General features: G+C 73.7%; 1 protein-coding gene. It reads left to right on the forward strand.

Annotated features, from left to right (window positions below; all coding sequences use genetic code 11):
- The first annotated feature begins 69 nt into the window (after positions 1 to 69).
- Positions 70 to 1,566 carry a proton-conducting transporter membrane subunit gene (locus AB1578_23725; GenBank protein ID MEW6490907.1) on the forward strand — a complete coding sequence of 499 codons (1,497 nt, stop codon included), beginning with the start codon at positions 70 to 72 and terminating at the stop codon, positions 1,564 to 1,566.
- Positions 1,567 to 1,711 lie beyond the last annotated feature (145 nt).

A 1,711-nucleotide genomic window follows, 5' to 3' on the forward strand; every position in this document is an offset into this window, starting at 1 on the left:
GGTCCTGGAGCTCGCGGCGGTGGGGTGTCCGTCCCCGGGCCCCCTCTCCTGGGGCGCGGGAGGACTGCCGTGAGCCCGGGCTCCTGGGTGCTGGCGGCCCTCGTGCTGAGCTCGCTCGTCCCGGGGGCCGTCATCTTCCTCCTGGCCGAGGACCGCCAGCGCCTGCGCACGGGGCTCAACCTGGCCGGAGCAGGCGCGAAGATCGCCTTCGTCTTCGTGCTCCTCCGGGACGTGTTCCAGGACCGGTACCCGGAGCTGCGAGCCCCGTTCCTGCCGGGCCACGACCTGGTGCTCCGGGCCGACGCCCTGGCGGTGTTCTTCGTGAGCCTCTCGGCGGGGCTGTGGTTCGTGACCACGGTCTACGCCGTGGGCTACCTGGAGGGCTCGCCCCGGCGGCGGCGGTTCTTCGGGTATTTCAGTCTCTGCGTGACCGCCACGGTGGGGGTCGCCCTGGCCGGAAACCTCCTCACCTTCTTCCTCTTCTATGAGCTCCTCACCCTGTCCACCTATCCCCTGGTGGTGCACCGGGGCACCCCGGCGGCCCTGCGGGCCGGCCGGGTGTACCTGGCCTACACCCTGGCGGGAGGCGCCGCCCTCCTGGTGGGGGTGGTGTGGCTCCACGCGGCGGCGGGGCCCTTCGACTTCCAGCGCAACGGGGCCCTGACGGGGACCGGGGTGGAGCCGGCGGTGCTGGCCGCGATCTTCGCCCTCCTGGTGCTCGGGGCGGGGGTGAAGGCGGCGGTGGTTCCCCTGCACGGCTGGCTGCCGGTGGCCATGGTGGCCCCGGCGCCGGTGAGCGCGCTCCTCCACGCAGTGGCCGTGGTGAAGGCCGGCGCCTTCGGGATCACCCGCATCGTGTACGACGTGTACGGGGTCGCCTTCGCGTCGGACCTGGGGCTGCTCGGCCCCCTGGCGGCCCTCGCGGCGGTCACCGTGGTCTACGGGTCGGTGCGGGCGCTCTTCCAGGACGACCTCAAGCGCCGGCTCGCGTTCTCCACGGTGAGCCAGGTGTCCTACATCGCCCTCGGGGTGGCCACGGTGGGGCCGGCCGTGAGCCTGGGAGGGGTGGTGCACCTGGTCCACCAGGGGCTCATGAAGATCACCCTCTTCTTCGGCGCGGGCAACTTGGCCGAGACCCTGGGGATCCACAAGGTAAGCGAGATGGACGGGGTCGGCCGCCGCATGCCCTGGACCATGGGCGCCTTCACCCTGGCGGCCTTCGGCATGATCGGGGTGCCCCCCCTGGCGGGCTTCGTGAGCAAGTGGTACCTGGCCGCGGGGGCCCTGGAGGCGGGGCAGGACTGGGTGATCCTGGTCCTCCTGGCCAGCAGCGGGCTGAATGCGGCGTATTTCCTGCCCGTGCTCCACGCCGCGTGGTTTCGCCCGCCGCGCCCGGAGCTCTGGAAGGAGGAGGTGCCCCGGGGCCGCCTGGAGACCGGCTGGATGCTCCTCGCCCCGACGCTGGTCACGGCGCTCCTCTCCCTGCTCGTGGGCCTGGCGGCCCACTCCCCCGCGAGCCCCCTGGCCTGGGTGCGGATCATCGCCGCCCGGGAGCTGGGTCCGTGAGCTTCGCAGGACTCGACGCCGTTGCGGGACCCGCCCTCTACGGGGCGGTCCTGGCGCCCCTCGCCCTGGCGGCCGGGGTCGCGTGGCCCCGCACCCGGCGGGCGGCGCTTCGTCTCGCGCCCTGGGCCGCCGCACCGGGGCTCCT

The sequence above is a fragment of the Thermodesulfobacteriota bacterium genome (assembly GCA_040756475.1).
GTDB lineage: Bacteria > Desulfobacterota > Deferrisomatia > Deferrisomatales > JACRMM01 > JBFLZB01.